Annotated in this window: 14 protein-coding genes and 1 pseudogene; 9 read left to right on the forward strand and 6 right to left on the reverse strand. The window is 68.9% G+C overall.

Translation table 11 applies throughout. From position 1 onward, the window contains the following. Positions 1-4: 4 nt before the first annotated feature. From GH2_RS18340 to GH2_RS18350, 3 genes are all read right to left on the reverse strand, one after another. Positions 5-1969, reverse strand: coding sequence for an alkaline phosphatase family protein (locus tag GH2_RS18340; protein WP_066171493.1), 1965 nt, complete (start codon positions 1967-1969; stop codon positions 5-7). A 124-nt stretch (positions 1970-2093) separates the two neighbouring features. Next, entirely contained in the window at positions 2094-3182 is a 1089-nt protein-coding gene (locus tag GH2_RS18345) for a Glu/Leu/Phe/Val dehydrogenase dimerization domain-containing protein (RefSeq protein WP_066171496.1), read from the reverse strand. Between the two features lie 82 nt (positions 3183-3264). Beyond that, a complete protein-coding gene (locus tag GH2_RS18350; RefSeq protein ID WP_084247626.1) occupies positions 3265-6735 on the reverse strand; it encodes an indolepyruvate ferredoxin oxidoreductase family protein in 3471 nt (1156 codons plus the stop codon). Between the two features lie 154 nt (positions 6736-6889). On the opposite strand from GH2_RS18350, the gene GH2_RS18355 reads away from it, so the two are divergent. From GH2_RS18355 to GH2_RS18370, 4 genes are all read left to right on the forward strand, one after another. After that, the gene (locus GH2_RS18355; protein WP_066171505.1) at positions 6890-7405 is read left to right on the forward strand and encodes an Lrp/AsnC family transcriptional regulator; all 516 of its coding nucleotides are present in this window, start codon (positions 6890-6892) and stop codon (positions 7403-7405) included. Positions 7406-7409: 4 nt separating this feature from the next. After that, positions 7410-8366 carry an alpha/beta hydrolase gene (locus tag GH2_RS18360; protein WP_066171694.1) on the forward strand — a complete coding sequence of 319 codons (957 nt, stop codon included), beginning with the start codon at positions 7410-7412 and terminating at the stop codon, positions 8364-8366. 108 nt (positions 8367-8474) lie between these two features. Continuing rightward, the gene (locus tag GH2_RS18365) at positions 8475-9539 is read left to right on the forward strand and encodes an ATP-dependent DNA ligase (RefSeq protein ID WP_084247627.1); all 1065 of its coding nucleotides are present in this window, start codon (positions 8475-8477) and stop codon (positions 9537-9539) included. After that, positions 9529-10611, forward strand: a complete 1083-nt coding sequence (locus tag GH2_RS18370) for a DNA polymerase domain-containing protein (protein ID WP_066171507.1) — start codon at positions 9529-9531, stop codon at positions 10609-10611. The genes GH2_RS18365 and GH2_RS18370 overlap by 11 nt, the downstream gene beginning before the upstream one ends. 60 nt (positions 10612-10671) lie before the next feature. Here the strand turns inward: GH2_RS18370 and GH2_RS18375 are convergent, their stop codons facing one another. Together GH2_RS18375 and GH2_RS18380 are read right to left on the reverse strand one after the other, a co-directional pair. Beyond that, positions 10672-11439 (reverse strand): helix-turn-helix domain-containing protein, encoded by a 768-nt coding sequence (locus GH2_RS18375; protein WP_066171511.1) that lies wholly within the window; start codon positions 11437-11439, stop codon positions 10672-10674. Then, positions 11412-11804 (reverse strand): VOC family protein, encoded by a 393-nt coding sequence (locus tag GH2_RS18380; RefSeq protein WP_066171514.1) that lies wholly within the window; start codon positions 11802-11804, stop codon positions 11412-11414. The genes GH2_RS18375 and GH2_RS18380 overlap by 28 nt, the downstream gene beginning before the upstream one ends. Positions 11805-11899: 95 nt before the next feature. On the opposite strand from GH2_RS18380, the gene GH2_RS18385 reads away from it, so the two are divergent. The 5 genes and pseudogenes from GH2_RS18385 (at position 11900) to poxB (ending at position 16505) form a co-directional block, all read left to right on the forward strand. Next, positions 11900-12991 (forward strand): HtaA domain-containing protein, encoded by a 1092-nt coding sequence (locus GH2_RS18385; RefSeq protein WP_066171516.1) that lies wholly within the window; start codon positions 11900-11902, stop codon positions 12989-12991. A gap of 55 nt (positions 12992-13046) precedes the next feature. Next, on the forward strand, positions 13047-14189 hold the full coding sequence (locus GH2_RS18390; RefSeq protein ID WP_066171519.1) for an AI-2E family transporter: 1143 nt from the start codon (positions 13047-13049) through the stop codon (positions 14187-14189). Positions 14190-14253: 64 nt separating this feature from the next. Continuing rightward, positions 14254-14394: pseudogene (locus GH2_RS22215) on the forward strand (putative immunity protein); the annotation flags it as partial. Positions 14395-14500: 106 nt separating this feature from the next. Continuing rightward, the gene (locus tag GH2_RS22220; RefSeq protein ID WP_307825441.1) at positions 14501-14698 is read left to right on the forward strand and encodes a hypothetical protein; all 198 of its coding nucleotides are present in this window, start codon (positions 14501-14503) and stop codon (positions 14696-14698) included. 73 nt (positions 14699-14771) lie between these two features. Further along, positions 14772-16505, forward strand: coding sequence for a ubiquinone-dependent pyruvate dehydrogenase (poxB, locus tag GH2_RS18400; protein WP_066171704.1), 1734 nt, complete (start codon positions 14772-14774; stop codon positions 16503-16505). Here poxB and GH2_RS18405 read toward each other — a convergent pair. Beyond that, entirely contained in the window at positions 16489-17721 is a 1233-nt protein-coding gene (locus GH2_RS18405) for an acyltransferase (protein ID WP_372434577.1), read from the reverse strand. The two genes, poxB and GH2_RS18405, sit on opposite strands and share 17 nt — an antisense overlap. Positions 17722-17763: the final 42 nt, after the last annotated feature.

Genomic DNA, 17763 nt, shown 5'->3' on the forward strand with positions numbered 1-17763 from the left:
ACGATCACCGTGCGCGGCGCACCGGGCTGCTTCGAGTCGGCCGCCCGTTCTCCAATCGACCGGTGAAGTACTGACGCCCGGCGGGCTCGGCAACGGTCACCTCGTACCAGCCGTCCCGCACCGCCGTGGCCGTGATGTCGACGCCGTTCAGCACGACCGTGCGCGCAGAATGGTCGAGCACCAGGCGGGCGCTGGATCCCTCGGGCGCGAACGTGAGGTCACGCAAGAACCGGTCGGGACCGGTCACGACGACGTGGGAGGTGGTCCGCGGCAGCCGAACCTTCGTTCTGTCGGTGACGGTGTAGTGCTCGGCGCGGCCGTCGTAGAAGACGGCGAAGACCGCGGCTCGGGACCCCTCGTTGACCAGGTTCAGGACGCCGGCCGCGACGTGCGCGGAGAGTCGGTACGGCGTGGGCAGTGCCACCGCGGAGCCGGTCTCCTGCTCCGGAAACGGGCCGCCCGGCTGGGCGGTCCAGCGCTCGTCGAACGACGGCGCCGGACCCGGCTGAGCCGGCAGACGGAGGCCGTCGGAACGGTTGAAGTCGAAGGCCGACACCAGATCCCCGCACACTCGGCGACGCCAACGGGAGATGTTGGGACAGCGGACGCCGGTCACGCGCTCCAGGAAGCGGACCACGGACGTGTGGTCGAAGACCTCGGACGAGACGTGTCCGCCGACGGTCCACGGCGAGACGATCGTCATCGGGACGCGGAATCCCAGGCCCATCGGTTTGTCGTCCCACCACTCGTCGGGCTCACCACGCGGCGGCAGCGGCGGCACCACGTGATCGAAGTAGCCGTCGAACTCGTCGTAGTTCAGCAGGACCGCGGTCTTGGCCCACACTCGCGGGTTGGCGGCGAGCGCGTCCAGCAACCGATAGGTCAGCGTCGAGGACTGGACGGGCGACGACGCCGACGGATGCTCGGAATCGGCGGCGGAGGCCACGATCCACGAGACGGTGGGGAGCCGATTGTTCTCGACGTCGTCGCGGAACCGCGAGACCAGGGTGCCGGGTTCGCTGCGGTAGAGGCCGCGCCGATACAGGCTCCGCTCGTGCACGGGCAGGTTCTGGGCCGCCGCATGGACTTCCGCGGCCGCGCGCTGCTGCCAGACGTTGGTGCGGTAGCGACCGGCGTCGACCTGTCCGCGCCGGAGCAGCTTCTCGTAGAACCCGGTCAGATCGGTGCCGGGCTGGTTCGCCATCGTCAGGACCGTCGACCCGATGGTTCGGAAGCGCGCGAAGAAGTCGAGGTTGTTGTCGGTGTAGTTGTCCCATTCCTGATAGACGCGCCAGCTGACGCCCGCGTCCTGCAGGCTCTCCGCATAGCTGGTCCAGGCGAAGCCGGGGTGGGCGGAGTCGTAGGCGTCGTTGCCGACGACCCGCGGCCCGGTCGGCTCGAAGCCGCTGGTCCCGGAGAACAGATAGTTGCGGTTGGGGCACGTGGAGGTGGGGCTCGACGCGAAGTAGCCGTCGCACACGGTGAACGTCTCGGCGAGCGCGAACTGGAAGGCGATGTCGCTGCGGTCGTAGCAGGCCATCGCGGCCGGGCCCTTGGCGTCGATCCAGCGATCGCACCGCCCGTCGTTCAACGCCTCGTGCCCGTCGGGCCACGAGTGGGGGAGGGATGCGATGTACTCGACCGAGAGATCGCCCCGGTTCGCGGCGTCCCGAACCCGGTACGGATGGATGCCGTCCTGGTTGAACACACCCGGCTTCGCCGAGTTGTCGGCGAACCCGCGGACCCCGCGCAGAGTGCCGAAGTAGTGGTCGAACGAGCGGTTCTCCTGCATCAGGATCACCACGTGCTCCACGTCGCGCAGACCGCTCGCCGGGCGTCCCTGCGACACGGCCGACAGCAGCGACGGCGGCAGCAGCGTCACGGCGCCCGCCGTCCCGGCGGCACCGGCGGCGAGGCCGAGGAAGTGCCTGCGGGAGAGCGGAGAGACGTCTCGGGGAGCGGTGGCCATGAGAGGCGAAGATAGGAGCTGAGGGTGTCAGCACAGTTACGCCGGAGTGGCCGCGGCAGGAGGGCTCTGTGAATGCCCCGGCGCATGTCGTGGCGGCGTCTGCCGCGGCCGCAGGAAGACGAGGTCAGCGCGCCGATGCGAGGCGCTCGGCGACGATCAACCGGGCGGCGTCGCCCGCGGTGATGCTCTTCGACGCGGCCGTCTCCAGGACATGACCCGCGCGTTCGCGCAGCGCCTCGACCTTGGCCGTCAACTGCGTGGCGGTCCAGTCCTGCTGTTCGCTGAAGGCCTGGATCACGCCGCCCGCGTTGGCGATGTAGTCCGGAACCCAGACCACGCCGCGGGCACCCAGGACGTGCTCGACGTCGGGCGTCACGAGCTGGTTGTTGGCGGCGCCGCAGATGATCGCTGCGGCGGTCTCGCGTGCGAGGGCGTCGCTGACGGTGCCGCCCATCGCGCACGGGGCGTAGACGTCGAGCGGCGCGCAGCGCACATCGTCGACGATCGTCGCCTGCGGGAAGCGTGCGGCGAAGGCGTCGCGGGCCCGAGCGTACGGATCGGCGGCCAGCACGGTGGCGCCCGCGGCCAGGAGCAGTGCGGTCAATTGCGTGCCGACCTTCCCGACCCCTTCGACGCCGACCACGCGGCCGGACAGATCGGCGGTACCCCAGACGCGTTCGGCGGCGGCGAGCAGCGAGCTGAAGACGCCCAACGCCGTCATCGGCGCGGTGTCGCCGCACCCACCGTTGGCGACGGTCTTCGAGGCGACGTACGCGGTGCCCTCGCCGATCAGATCCATGTCCTCGGAGGTGGTGCCGACGTCGCCCGCGGTGATGTACCGACCGCCGAGGGTGTCGACGAAGCGGCCGTACGCGCGGAGCAGTTCGGGGGTCTTGTCGACGGCGGGGTCGCCGATGATGACGGCCTTGCCGCCGCCCAGATCCAGACCGGCCGCCGCCGATTTGAAGGTCATCCCGCGGGAGAGGCGCAGGACGTCACCGAGGGCGTCCGCCTCGGCCGCATACGGGTAGAACCGGGTGCCGCCGAGCGCCGGACCGAGGGTGGTGTTGTGGATGGCGATGATCGCGCGGAGCCCGGTGTCGGCGTCGCGGCAGAACACCACCTGCTCGTGCGGCGGGTCGATCGTCATGTCGGGGTGTGAGAAGACGCTGGTGAGATCGGCGGCGATGCCGGTGGTGTCTGCGATGGTCATGGGATTCCTCCTTCGGTGAGCGTGGCCGGGCTGATCGAGTGCCCGCGAACGCAGTGACTGGGTGTCGAGAACGGGGATCGAGTCAGCGGATGGGGGTGGTGTCGATGCCGAGCTCGCCGAGGCGGGCGCGGTAGCGGTCGATGTTGCGGAGTTTCACGTCCTCGTAGCCGACCACCAGCTCGGGGGCGCTCGCCACCTCGACCGACCGGGCGTAGCCGGCGTCGCCGAGGTCGTTGAGCAGGCCGTCGATCAGCTCGCGGTAGTGGGCGAGCAGTCGGCGTTCGATCTTGCGGACCTCGGCGCGACCGAACGGGTCGAATGCGGTGCCGCGCAGGAACTTGCCCTTGGCGAGGACCCGGAGGGCGACGTGCGAGCGGGGTCCGAAGCCGATCTTCTTCTCCCGTCCCATCGCTCGCAGCACCGGCGGGTGCAGCTGGTAGGTGAGATTCGACGCGCCCGGTACCTCGGCGGCCACCGAGTCGAGGAACGCCGTGTCGGTCAGCATGCGCGCGACCTCGTACTCGTCCTTGTAGGCGGTCAGGCGGTGCAGGTTCTCCGCGACGGCCTCGGACAGTTCGGTGCTGTCGGTGACGGCGCGCTCGCGGCGCCACACCCGCTCGATGTCGCGGACGTACGCGGCAGCGGCGCGCTCACCCGAGTGTGCCATCAGTTGTGCGGCACGCCGCTCCACGAGATCGCGGACCGTGCCGACCAGCGGACTGCCGACGAACAGATGCGTCGGGACCTCGGAGTCGCTGCGGGTGGCGATGGTGGACGAGACCGTGGCCGCCGCGAACGCGGTCGGATCGGCGACCGCGACGCGGCCCCACCGGAACGCCTCCTGATTGGCGGTGACCGCCACGCCGTTGAGCGCGATCGCCTCTTCGATCGACGCCGCCGGGATCGGCAGCGCCCCGCTCTGGAATGCGGCGCCGACCAGGAGGAAGTTGGCGGTGGCTGTGTGGCCGAAGAGAGCGTCTGCGGCCGCGGCGGCGTCGAACGACACCAGCTGTCGGGCGCGCGCACCCACGCGACTGAGGAGGTCGGCGTCCGCCGGGTAGGCGACGTTGCGGTCGTAGACCATCTCGCCGGTCGCGGTGCGGCTGGTGGAGGCCACGGTGACGGTGCGCTCCGGGTCGGCGACGCCGACATGCTTGCCGTCGGCGGCCGTGAGCAGATCGAAGGCGAGGACGCAGTCGGCTCCCGTGGGGCTGACTCGGTTCGACCCCGCCGCCAGGGAGGAGTCGGCGGTCAACCGCAGGTGTGAGGTGACCGGGCCGGCCTTCTGGCTCAGACCGGTCTGGTCGAGGCCCTCCACGTGCAGGCCGGCGCGGAGTGCGGCGGTGCCGAGCACCTGGTTGACGGTGACGATGCCGGTGCCGCCGATGCCCGCGAGGAAGATGTTGTGGGTGTCGGTCAGCGCGGCGAACTCGGGGTCGTCGACGAGGGGAGCCTTCGGGGCCTCCTTCTTCGGCAACTGCGCGCCCTCCTCGGGGAGTTCCACGGTGACGAACGCGGGGCAGTCGCCGTCCAGGCAGGTGTAGTCGGTGTTGCAGCTGGTCTGGTCGATGCGGGTCTTGCGGCCGAACTCGGTCTCGACGGGCTGGACCGACAGACAGTTCGACTTCACACCGCAGTCCCCGCATCCCTCACACGCGGCTTCGTTGATGATGACGCGGGTGCGACGGGTCGGCAGGGTGCCGCGCTTGCGCTTGCGGCGTGCCTCGGCCGCGCACTGCTGGTCGTAGATGAGCACGGTGACGCCCTCGATGTCGCGCAGCAGGCGCTGGGCCTCGTCGAGGCGGTCGCGGTCCCAGAGCAGGACGCCATCGGCCAGCGAACCCTTCGGGTGCCGCTCGGGCTCCTCGGCGCAGACGATGATCCGGGCGACGCCCTCGGCGGCCAGCTTGTGCGTCAGCTGCGGGACGGTGAGCCCGCCCTCGGCGTCCTGCGCGCCGGTCATGGCGACGGCGGCGTTGAACAGGATCTTGTAGGTGATGTTGACACCCGCGGCCACGCACGCCTGGACGGCCAGCTGACCGGAGTGAAAGTAGGTGCCGTCTCCGACGTTCTGGAAGATGTGCTTGACGTCGGTGTAGGGCGCCTGGCCGATCCACTGCGCGCCTTCCCCGCCCATCTGGGTGAGGCCGGTGACTTGGGAGTCGGTGCGCGAACTCATGGTGACGAGCGTGTGACAGCCGATGCCGCCGCCGGCGAGGGAGCCGTCCGGGACCGCCGTGGATCGGTTGTGCGGGCAGCCCGAGCAGAAGTAGGCGGTGCGCTTGGTCTCGAGGAGGGTGATGGCCGGGGGCGGCGGCTTCGGGATGGCGACGGCGACGCGACCCTCGAGGACGTGGCGCAGGGTGCGCAGCAGCCGTGCGGCGGTCAGCTCGCCGTCGGCGGGGACCAGCGGTCGGCGCTGCTCGTCGCGCTTCCCGAGGATGCGCGGAGCGTTCGCGGTGCCGTACAGCACATCCACCACCTGCGATTCCACGAACGAGGTCTTGTCCTCGATCACCAGGACCGTCTCGACGCCGTCGGCCAGTCGTCGCACCTTCTCGGCACCGAGGGGATACGGCATCCCGACCCGCAGAATGCGGATGCCTGCGCGGAGCAGGTCGTCGTCGTGCAGGCCGAGTTCCGAGAGACTCTGGCGCAGTGAGTCGTAGGCGGTACCGACGGCGACGATGCCGAGCCACGCGTCGTCGGGGTTCACCTCGATGGCGTCGACCTCGCTGAGCGCGGTCATCTGCTGCACCATCTCCCACCGCGGACCGTAGAGATCGGCCTCGGCGAGGACGCTGTCCGGCGGGGCGGCCATCACTCGCTGGCGGTAGGTCCACGGGCGGCCCTCCCACTCGAGGGCGGGGACCTCGACGCGGACGTCGGTGAAGTCACGGTTCAGGGTCCACAGGCCGTCGCACACGTCGGCGACCAGCTTCATCGCCGGCCACGTGCCCGATGCGCGGGACAATTCGATGCCGAAGATGCCGAAGGCGATGACTTCCTCGGCATTGCGCGGGAACAAGACCGGCATCGACAATGCGGCGAGCGAGCGCTCGCTGGCAGCGGGCACGGTGGACGACTTCGCGGCGGGGTCGTCGCCGACCAGGGCCAGCGCGCCGCCCTTCGGGTGCGCGCCGTACATGGCGGCGTGACGGAAGGCGTCGCTGGCGCGGTCCAGACCGGGGCCCTTGCCGTACCAGACGCCGACGACGCCGTCGTGCGTCCGCGCGCCCTTCGGGAGTTCCTGCTGGCTGCCCCAGACCGACGTCGCGCCGAGCTCCTCGTTGAGGCCGGGAACGAAGGTGATGGCATGGGCGGCGAGATCGGGAACCTCGCCGAAGACCTTGTCGACGGCGGCGAGCGGGCTGCCCTGGTACCCCGAGACGAACGACGCGACGTTGCGGCCGATGCGTCGCTCGCGTTCGTGGTTCTCCACCAGCATGCGGGCGACGGCCTGCACGCCGGTCAGCAGAACGGGGCCGGAGTCAGGGCGGTACTTGTCAGTCAGGTCGAACTTCTGCGCCTGCGGGTCGGCGACGGAGGTCATGTGGTCCACCAATCTGTCATCTCGCGGTGTGAGGCTGATCACCGGGTGCTGATGGTTAAATGGTGGCTGTGGGTTGCAAGGTGGTCAATTGAACGCTCTGCAACTGATCAATCTGATCAGTAAGTGACGTGGATCTCTCTGTGGGGTGACGGAAATGCTCAGCATCGACGAGTTGGACGTGGAGTTGTTGACACTGTTGGAGCGTGATGCGCGGCAGGGGGTGGCCGGGCTGGCGTCGACGCTCGGGATCTCTCGCAACACCGTGCAGTCGCGGATTCGCCGACTCGAGGACGGCGGATTGATCTCGGGCTACCGACCGCAGATCGACCTCGCCGAGGCGGGCCTGGTGGTCCAGGCCTTCGTCGCCTTGGAGACCGAGCAGGGATCGCTGCGGACCATCGCCGAGGCGGTCACCGAGATTCCGCAGGTCATCGAAGTGCACACCCTCACTGGTCGAGAGGATCTGCTGGTTCGGGTAGCGACGGCGACGCAGCCCGAGTTGCTCACGCTGATCGAGGGGATCGTCGGCTTCCCCGGGGTCATTCACTCCACCACCTGGCTCACCCTGACCACCCCGCTGCCGCACCGGACGGTGCCTGCGCTCGCCGAGACGGCGAAGGGGACGGGGTGGGGGCGGTCGACGGCACCCGGTGCCGGTGGTGCACGATGACGGAATGTCGGTGATCAATCACGATGAGCGAGACGCGCGATCCTTCGTCCTCCTGTGGTTCTGCAGGCTGATCGTCAAGACTCTGCTGCGCTTCATCCCGATCTCGGAGGGGCTGCTGCGCAGGCTCGCGATGTTCGACGAGTGGGCGGGCCGCGACCGCCGAACGATCCGCGGAGTGACGATCGAGAAGTCGGTGATCGCCGACGCTCCCGTCGAGCGGATCACGCCGACGCTGATCGACGACCCGCGCACGGTGGTGCTGTACCTGCACGGCGGGGCCTTCATCGCCTGCGGACTCAACACGCATCGCGCGGTGGCGAGTGAGGTGGCCCGGGATCTGCGCGCCCCGCTGGTGAACGTCGACTACCGCCAGTGCCCGCAGGCAGGCGTCGGCACCTCGATCCACGATGCCTACGCCGTGTACCGCGAACTCCGCGCGGCAGACGATGTCGACACGGTCGTCGTCGCAGGCGATTCGGCCGGCGGATACCTGGCCGCGAAGATCGTCGACTACGCCGCCCGGGACGGCATCGCCGGGCCGGACGCCTACATCGGTTTCTCGCCGCTGCTGAACCTCGCGCCGGACGCGGAGCGTTCCAGCAGGCACGACGCCATGCTCCCGGTGGAACGGCTGGAAGAGCTTCGTCCGTTCTACGACCGGGGTCCCGAACCGCTCGACGGCGCACTCGACGCCACTGCGGACGTCGTCGCCCAGCACTTCCCGCCCGCGATCCTCGTCTGCGCCGCGGACGAAGCTCTGGAGAAGGACGCTCGGGACCTGAGCGCCGCTCTCGATCGATTCGGCGTCCCCAACGAGATTCACCTGTATGCGGGGCAGATCCACGCCTTCCCCGCTGCCGCAACCGGCTCGCGGCAGGGCAAGAACGCGGTCCGGATCGCCACCGGCTTCGTGCGAAAGTCGTTGGACGCCTCCGGTCAGGCCGACGCCGCCTCGGCGTGAGCCGGGTCGCTGCTGTCGGCGGCTGTCATCGGGAGTTGTGGTGCTCTCCGGGAGCGCGTGATCGCCGGGGTCGTTGCCATCCCGCGGCTGGTCGGGAACGATGAACGGGTGGACCTCCCCGTGAATCCGCCCGTGCAGCCGATGCTCGCCAAGGCAGTCACCGTTGTGCCGGACCAACCCGCGGACGGGCCGGTGTGGTCGTACGAGCCGAAATGGGACGGCTTCCGGGCGTTGATCTTTCGCGACGGCGACGAGGTCGTGATGGCGTCGCGCGGTGGCAAGGATCTGGCGCGCTACTTCCCCGAGTTGGTCGATGCGGCGCGTACATCGTTGCCGGACCGCGTGGTCCTCGACGGTGAGGTGGCGGTCGCGAGGCCGGTCGCCGGTGTGAATCGGCTGGACTGGGACTCGCTGTCGCAGCGCATCCATCCGGCGGCGTCGCGCATCGCGAAGCTGGCAGCGGAGACGCCTGCGGTCTTCATCGGCTTCGATGCGCTCGCGACGGGCACGCTGGATCTGACCGGCGAGACGTTCGACGTGCGTCGCCGCGCGTTGGTCGAGGCGGCCGCGGGCGTCGACGATCCGCGGATTCAGGTCAGTCGGGTCACGCAAGACGCGGAGCAGGCCGTCGCCTGGTTCACCGAGTTCGAGGGGGCCGGACTCGACGGCGTCGTCGGGAAACGGCTCGACGGCCACTATGTCCCCGGCAAGCGGGAGATGGTGAAGATCAAGCACAAGCGGACGGCGGACTGCGTGGTGATCGGCTACCGCGTGCACAAGTCGGGGACCGGCCTCGGGTCCATGCTGCTCGGTCTGTACGCCGACGGCGAGCTGCGAATGGTCGGTGGATCGAGTGCGTTCGCCGATAAGAAGCGGATCGAGTTGCAGGAGATGTTCGAGCCGATGCGCCTCGACCCCGACACCGTGGCGCAGGGTGGGGTGAGTCGGTGGCGAAGTGCCGGCAGCGCGGAATGGATCCCGATCCGGCCCGAGCTCGTCGCGGAGTTCGCGTACGACCAGATGGAGAGCAGCCGGTTCCGGCACACCGTGAAGTTCGTGCGCTGGCGGCCGGACCGTGATCCCGAGAGCTGCGGCTACGACCAGCTCGACGTACCGCTGACCTACGATGTGTACGACGTTCTCGAGACGGGAGAGGCCGACGATGCCTCCTAAGCCCAAGCCGGTGATGCTCGACGTCGACGGCGTGGAGTGCAAGCTCAGCAACCCGGACAAGATCTACTTCCCCGAACTCGGCGAGAACGGCGGGCGTAAGGGCGATCTCGTTGACTACTACCGGACGATGGCGTTGGCAGGGCCGCTGATGCAGGCGCTCGCGGGGCGCCCGACGTTTCTGCAGCGCTTTCCGGACGGGGCCGAGGGTGAGCAGATCTATCAGAAGCATCTGCCGAAGTATCACCCCGATCATGTGCAGTCGACGAAGATCGTCTTCCCCTCGAAGCGGTCGGGGCAGGCGTTCTGCCCGCGGATTCCCGCCGACGTGGTGTGGGCTGCCAATCTCGGGACCTTCACGTTTCACACCTGGCCGACGCTCGCGGGTGAAACCAACGGTCTGGAGACCGACAACGACCATCCGGAGCAGTTGCGGATCGATTTGGATCCGCCGGAGGGGAAGTCGTTCGACGATGTCCGCCGCGTCGCACTGGATCTCCTCAAGCCGTTCCTCGACGAGATCGGCATGACGGGTTTCGCGAAGACGTCGGGGAGTCGTGGGGTGCATGTCTTTGTGCCGATTCGGCCGGAGTGGGATTTCATCGCCACCCGGCGGGCGGTGATCGCGCTCGGCCGTGAGTTGGAGCGGCGCGCCCCGGATGCGGTGACCACCTCGTGGTGGAAGGAGGAACGCGGCGACCGGATCTTCATCGACTACAACCAGAACGCCCGAGATCGGTCGATGGCGTCGCCGTACTCGGCGCGCAAGTCGGCGCGTGCGCGGGTCTCCACGCCGGTGACCTGGGAGGAGCTCGTCGACGTCGACCCGGACGATCTGACGATCGCGACGGTGCCCGGGCTCGTCGAGCGGCGAGGCGATCCGTGGGCCGACATCGATCAGCACCGAGCGGGCCTGGAAGCGCTGTTGGAGATGGTGGAGCGTGACGAGGCGAATGGACTCGGCGATCTGGTGTATCCGCCGAACTACCCGAAGATGCCGGGCGAGCCGCCGCGTGTCCCGCCGAGCAAGATGGTCGCCGAGCACTGGGACGCCGACGGGAATCGAGTGGAGTGAGCGAGCGGGCGCGGTTCACCAGTCGCTCGGTGTGGTCCATCCCGCGACCGTGTCATCGAATCACGCGAACTCCGCTGCGCGGAGCTTCTGCAATGCGCGTGGTGGGTGGCCGGTCAGGTCGGTGAACTCTCGTGACATGTGCGACTGGTCGGCGTAGCCGCACCCGATGGCCACGTCGACGGCGGGTGTGCCTGCGGCCAAGGCGGCGCGTGCCGCGTCGAATCGCATGAGTCGCGCCGCTTGCTTGGGTCCGACGCCGAACTCGGCGGTGAACAGTGTCGTGAGATGCCGCGCGGACCACCCGGATTGTTCGACGAGGTCGGCGATGGTCGCCTTGCCGCGGCGACGTGCCAGGTAGTCCCACGCGGCGAATGCGTCGCCGACGGGGCTGTCGTCGGCCGCGATGTCGGTGAGTGCGGCGGCGCAGACCGCGGCGCGATCCTGCCGGCGTGCCTGCGCCAACCGCTCGTGCAGTCGGCGGGCGAACGGGGCGTCGAGCTGGGACAGTTCGGTCGCGTCGTGCATCAGTTCTCCGGCAGGCACGCCGAAGACGGTGCGGACGGCAGTCGGGGAGAAGGACACTTGCACCCCCACTTGGCTGCCGTCGTGGTGGATCGTGACAGGTCGCAGATGCATGCCCGCGAGAACGCACCGGTACGTGTCTGTGCCACTGCGGTTCTCGGTGCCGAGGACCAGTCCGTCGGCGAGGTCGATGATCAGGGTGGCGGTGGCCGACGGCAGCCCGAGGTGCCGTCCGGGGCTGCCGCCCGAGATGTCGTACGGGGTGATGTCGACGCCAGTCAGCCCGCGTACGTTCCGAAGCTCCATAGGTTGCCCTCCCGATCGGCGATGGAGAAGCCTCGTGATCCATAATCGGCGTCTTCCATCTCGCGGACAAGGGTTGCGTCGAGGGCCTGCGCTCGGGCGTATACGGCGTCGGGATCGGTGACGACGACGTACAGGTTGCCGGAGCCGACGGGTCGGCTGAACGTGTTGTCGGCTTTGCTCGCGGAATGAACCATGACGCGACCGCCATCGGGCCACAGCATCTCCGAGTGCATCACCTCACCGTCGCGGTCGCCCTCGACGAGGATTCCCGGGAGGAAGCCGAGTTGTTCGAGCCAGGCTCGCAGTGCGAGTGGGTCGTCACTGGTGATGCCTGCCCAGATGTTGATGTCTTTTCTCTCAGTCATGACTCCAGTATCGGGAGGCGGACCACGGAATTCTTGAAGAAATCGGCACGACCTCCCGCCTTCGCCCGATCGGAGCCGTAGGTTAGGCTCGGCTTATGAGTAAGCTGTTGCGCCTGATCGTGGTCCTCGTCGCCGGACTGACGGCCGTCTCGCTGACCGCTGTCAGTGCCGCGCCGGCACCGGCCAAGACCTGGAAACCCGCGATCGCGGTGTACCTGGCCGACGGCGGCACCCCGGTCGGCGCCACGCAACTGCATCCCGGCGACACCGTCGTCGTCAAGGGCACCGGCTTCGATCCGGCCGCGAACACCACGGGCGGGCTGCCGGTTCCGGTGCCGCCCGGTGTTCCGCACGGCACGTTCGTGACGTTCGGCGCCTTCTCCCCGCACTGGAAGCCGTCGACGGGAGCGCCCGAATCGGCGCGCACCACCGTCCGCGCCCAGACCAAGTGGGTGCTCTCGCAAGATGCCTTGAACCGTGTTCCCGACGTGCCGTTCGACATGCGCCGCACCGTTCGGCAGCAGTGGGTGGAGCTGAGTCGATCGGGCGCATTCACCGCGCGCATCACCCTGGCGACGCCGAAGGAACTGCCCGCGAACGGCCGCTGGGGCATCTACACTTTCGGTGCCGCGAACGCGGTCAACGCGGCGCAGGAACAGATGGTTCCGCTGAACTACTCCACCGCGCCCGGCCCCAACACCCCGGTCCCGGCGTCGAAGAACCTGGTGTGGGCGTACTCGCCCACGTTCGCCGACACAGTCCGCGGCACCACCGAAGGCGCGCTGTCCGGAAGCGGCGGCGCCGCCGTCGACGACGCAGGGGCGATGTCGTTCGAGCTCACCGCGAACACCGTCCGGAACGGCAAGGGCGAACTCCGGTACCGGGGCACGGTGGTCGCGTCGACCCGCTTCCACCTGCTGGAGATCGCGCTCGCCGACCCGATCATCACGATCAACGGCACCCGCGCAGTCCTGAGCATGCGGACGTCGACGACGGACATGAACGGCGACGACGTGCTCCGGCGTGTCGCGCTCGCCGACCTCACACTCTCCAGCGCGCAGATCGCACGGCTGGAGCGCGGAGACGACGTCACCGGGGTCGCGGCGTCGTTCCGCAGCGCGATCACTCCGGCGTCGCTGGCGGCGTTGTCGCTGGGTGCGGCGTCGCCGGTGAACATCCGGTTCTGACACGGCGGGACCGATGTTGCCGCCTCCGCGGCGCGTTGATGCGTAGGCTCGCCCTGTGAGTTCCGCGCAGGACGACCGACCGGCCCTCGGTGATTCCGCGTGGGTCGAAGCGCAGGTGCATCGCGGCGTCCGGGTGGCCGCCGCCTGGACATGGCGACTCCTGATCATCGGGGCGGGCCTGTTCGTCCTCGGCAAGATCTTCCTGCGTTTCGAAGAAGTGTTCGTCCCCGTCGCGATCGCGATTCTGGTGTCGGCGCTGCTGGCGCCGATGGTGGGGTGGCTGGAGCGTCGTCGCATCCCGCGATCGTTCGGCGTGCTGGTCACCGTCGTGCTCGCGTTGGCGATCGTCGCCGCCGGACTCACCTTCGTGGTGCAGCAATTGATCGACGGCATTCCTCGGATGTCCGGCGACATCGCGGACTCGGTCTCGAAGCTGCGGACGTGGCTGGAAGAGGGGCCGGTGGGACTCAACTCTGACAGCATCCGCCAGGGCAGCAACGACATCATCTCCTGGCTGCAGGAGCACGAGGCGACCATCGCGACCGGCGCGATCGACACCGCCACCGTCGTCACCAAACTCGCGACCGCCGCGCTGCTGACGATCTTCCTGCTGATCTTCTTCCTGTACGACGGCAGGCGGATCTGGGACTTCGTCACCCGCATCGTGCCGCGTGCGCATCGGGTGCAGTTGCGCAGTGCGGGCGAAGCCGGTTTCCGCACGCTGCAGTCGTACGTGCGGGCCACGGTGCTGGTCGCGTTGATCGACGCGATCGGCATCGCCATCGGTCTCGCGATCCTGCGGGTGCCGATGGTTCTGCCGCTGACGGCGCTGATCTTCCTCGGCGCCTTCATCCCGATCGTCGGTTCGGTCGCCGCCGGATCCATCGCAGTCCTCATCGCGCTCGCCACCCAGGGCTGGGTCACGGCGCTGCTGGTGGTCGTGGTGCTGGTGGTCGTCATGCAGGTGGAAAGCCATGTGCTGCAGCCGTTCCTGATGGGACGGTCGGTGAAGCTGCACCCGGTCGCGGTGATCATCGTGATCGCCGTGGGCATCATGTTCGCGGGCATCGTCGGCGGTCTCCTCGCCGTTCCGGTTCTGGCGTTCGTGAACACCGCCGTCGGTCATCGGTCCCAGGGCGAGGCCACCGCCGTGCTGCTCGACGAACCTGTCGACCTGGATCCGCCGCGTGCCGACTGACTTCGACCTGACGACGAGCGAACTCCGCGCCGTCGCGGACTACGCCCTCGCGGCGGCGCGCAGCGTGGCACGCCTGCTCGACGGCGACGATCCGCGGCCGCGTGCTGCGCTCGACGCCGCCGCACAGTTCATCGACGGCGCACCGCGCTCGAAGGTGCAGCGGACGGCCGCCCTCGACGCGCACCGTGCCGCGAAGGGCGCCGATTCCGAATCGGCGGCGTGCGCCGCGCACGCCGCGGGAGACGCCTGCGCGGCGGCATACCTGCATCCGCTGGCACAGGCGACCCAGGTGGGGCACATTCTGCGGGCGAGTGCGTACGGCCGCGGTCGCGACCGAACTCGACGCCGACGATCCCGCCGCGGGCGACCGCGTGATCCATGCCGAGGCGCGGCGCATGCCCGCGGTGGTGCTCGACGTGCTGCGCCGCTACCCGCCCCCACCGACCGGACGCACCCGCGTCGCACAGCGCATGACAATGCTCGACGCGCTGGTACGCGCCGCCGACTGACCCGCGACCGGTCACCGACGTGATTACGCTGGTGACCGGATCGATCTCCGCACACCGGCTGGAAGAGGAGAGCATGAGCTATACCGTCGCCGATCTCATCGTCGAGACCATCGCCGCAGCGGGAGCCGAGCGGATCTACGGGATCCCCGGAGACTCCCTCAACGGGTTCACCGACGTCCTGCGGACCTCCGACTCGCTGTCGTGGGTCCACGTGCGCCACGAAGAGGGCGCGGCCTTCGCGGCGTCCGGCGAAGCGGCGATCACCGGCGGGCTCGCGGTCTGCGCCGGAAGCTGCGGACCCGGAAACCTGCACCTCATCAACGGCCTGTACGACGCACACCGCTCGCGGGTCCCGGTCCTGGCGATCGCTGCGCAGATCCCCGCCGCCAACGTCGGAACCGGGTACTTCCAGGAGACGCATCCCGAACAGATCTTCGCCGAATGCAGCGCCTACTGCGAGACCGTCAACACCGTCGAGCAGTTGCCGCACCTGATCGACATTGCGATCCGGACCGCCGTCGAACAGCGCGACGTCGCCGTCCTGGTGATCCCGGGCGAACTGTTCCTCGCCAAGATCGAGCGCCCGGACCGCGTCAGCCGCATCCGAGCCGCAGCCACCGTGTCGCACCCGGCGACCGAGCCGCTGCGCCTGGCCGCCGTCCGGCTCAACGAGTCCCAGCGTGTGACGATCCTCGCCGGAGCGGGCGCGGCCGGCACACATGCGGAGCTCCTGGCCCTCGCGGAGGCGCTCCAAGCGCCGATCGTGCACGCGCTGCGCGGCAAAGAGCACATCGAGTACGACAACCCGTACGACGTCGGCATGACCGGACTGCTCGGCTTCTCGTCCGGCTACCGGGCGATCGAGCATTGCGACACCCTCCTCATGGTGGGGACCGACTTCCCGTACCCGCAGTTCCTGCCGTCGAAGGCGTACACGATTCAGCTCGACGTCCGCGGCAGTCAGATCGGCCGTCGCTGCCGCGTAGATCTGCCCCTGGTCGGCTCCGCCGCCGACACGCTGCCCCTGCTCACCGCGCTGATCGGCCCCGACCGGGACCGCGAGCACCTCACCACCGCCCGGGACCACTACGCCCGGACGCGCGCCGGTCTCGACGATTTGGCGACACCGTCCGACGCCGGGGACCCGATTCACCCGCAGTATCTGACGAAGCTGCTGTCCGACGCCGCTGCCGACGACGCGGTGTTCGTGCCCGACGTGGGATCACCGGTGGTCTGGGCGGCGCGCTACCTGCGCATGAACGGTCGCAGGCGGCTCATCGGCTCGTTCAGTCACGGCTCGATGGCGAACGCCGTCTCGCAGGCCGTCGGGGCGTCGGCCGTCGACCGGCGCCGTCAGGTGGTCGCGATGGCGGGTGACGGTGGCCTCGCGATGCTGCTCGGCGAACTCCTCACCCTGGTCCAGAACGAACTCCCAGTGAAGGTCGTCGTCTACGACAACTCGTCGCTCAACTTCGTCGAACTCGAGATGAAAGCGGCTGGATTCGTCACCTTCGGCACCGACCTGACGAATCCGGACTTCGCGGCGCTCGCCGAATCCGTCGGGATCTGGGGACGACGGATCACCGAGTCCGCCGACCTGCCCGCGGCAGTCGATGACTTTCTGGCGCACGACGGCCCCGCCCTGCTCGATGTCACTACGGCACGGCAAGAGCTGTCGATCCCGCCGGCGATCTCGATCGCGCAGGCGAAGGGCTTCGCGCTGTACGCGCTCCGCACCGTGATGTCCGGGCGCGGCGACGAACTGGTGGATCTCGCGGAGACCAACCTGTTCAAGCGGCTGTTCTGACCAGCGGGATCCGGTCGCGTGCGGTGAGCCACCGGCTCACCGGTGTGCGCAGGAACAGGTCGACCACCAGCAGGGAGAGCACGAGCACCGCGATCACCAGGGCGGTGCTGCGGATCGTGGCCGAGTGCGGGAACCACGCGAACACCAGCCGCATGAACCCGACGCGGGCCAGCACGTCCAGGATCAACGGATGGACCGCGAAGACGCCGAACGCGCGGATGGTCGCGTACGAGACGAAGCGCGCACCGACCGCGCGGCCGGCGCCACGCAGGTCGTCCCAGGCCATCGCCACCAACCAGAGCAGGACGAGCCCGCTGATCAGCCACGGCAGGAGGAGTGGATTCCACGGTGTGGTGGCACTGAGCGGGACGACGCCGGACGAGGTGCTCATCGCGTAGGCGGTCGCGCTGAACAGTGATCCCAACAGACAGGCGATGATCACCGGGCCGGCGTTGGCGCGCAGCCAGTCCTCCACCGCGGCGTGATGGTGGGCGGCGAGCATGCCGATCGCCACGAAGAGCGCGTACATCGGGAGGGTCTTCCACGCGTGCTCGTACGCCAGCGCCCACATCGGCCCCTGCGGACGCGGCAGGTACTGATAGATGACGAACATCACGATCTGTATCGCGGCGCCGGCGGAGAGCAGCAGCCAAGGTCGGTGTCCGGCACGGTTCAGGATCCACGCGAGCAGGGGAAAGACGAAGTAGATCTGCATCGAGATCAGCAAGAAGTACAGCTGATACTTGGCGTCGCCGGTGACGGTGGCGCGGGCGAGGCTGGTGAAGTACTCACCGGTCGTCGGAAACGGGTTGTCCGCCATCACCAGATGGTCGGTGAGCGAGTAGAGCACCGACCAGACCAGGAACGGCGCGACGATCAAGCCGAAGCGGCGACGCCAGAAGGCCAGGGGCGAGAGCGGCCGCCCCCGCGTGCTCAGGACCAGCACGAACAACGTGACGGCGACGAAGCCGTACCGGGTCAGGTGCAGGAAGGTGGTGAGGAGACTGGCCGATCGCACGACGTCCGGTGCGCTGTTGATCGCGTTGACGCTGTGCGCCACCACCACGCCGGCGAACAGCAGCACGCGGACCAGGTCGGCGGTGCGGGCGCGGCGGGTCCGGGGAGCGACGAGTGGTCCCGGCGACGCCGACACCGCGGCCGCCGGTCGACCCACCTCGGTCGTTGCGCGTTCCGTCTCGTCGACGGTCTGCCCCACCACCGACACCTCCAGAACACGTCGCGGTCACTTGGCCTTCGC

Origin of the sequence: Gordonia hydrophobica NBRC 16057 (assembly GCF_001592365.1) — a bacterium.
Classification (GTDB): domain Bacteria; phylum Actinomycetota; class Actinomycetes; order Mycobacteriales; family Mycobacteriaceae; genus Gordonia; species Gordonia hydrophobica.